This window comes from Pedococcus sp. P1_H8, assembly GCF_056405175.1.
In genome coordinates, this window is record NZ_JBFUCP010000166.1 from 1 (window position 1) to 493 (window position 493).

At 66.9% G+C, this 493-nt stretch carries 1 protein-coding gene; it reads right to left on the bottom strand.

Going from position 1 to position 493, the window contains the following annotated elements; translation table 11 throughout:
- On the bottom strand, nucleotides 1-483 hold a 483-nt coding region (locus AC1DYG_RS19415), incomplete at its 3' end, for an FAD-binding oxidoreductase (protein WP_477641491.1).
- Nucleotides 484-493: the final 10 nt, after the last annotated feature.

Below are 493 nucleotides of genomic sequence, written 5' to 3' on the forward strand. Positions count from 1 at the left end.
ATGGTTGAGCATGCCGATCATCGGGGTGCAGCCGATCCCGGCAGACACCAGCAACAGGGGCGCGTCGTCCTGCTCGAGTACCAGGTCGCCGAACGGGTGCGAAACCGACAGGCTGTCACCCTCGAAGACGTTGTGGTACAGGAAATTCGACACCTCGCCAGCCGGCTTCTCGGTACCATCCGGCGCGACACCGCCAGGGACGGCCTTGACGCTGATCTGCCACTCGGTCGCCGACGGCGCCCCGACCAGGCTGTACTGGCGGATCTGGTGCGCACCGTCGGGGAGCGGCACACTCACCGAGATGTACTGCCCGGGAAGGTAGTTCGGCAACGGTGTGCCGTCGGTGGAGGTGAGGACGAAGGAGACCGTGTCCGCGGACTGCAGGACCCGCCTGCCGACGGAGACGGTCCGCCAGACCTGGCCGGCGGGGACCCCCGCCTCTGCGTAGAGGTCGGCCTCGATCCTGATCAGGGTGTTGGCCATCAGCCAGTAG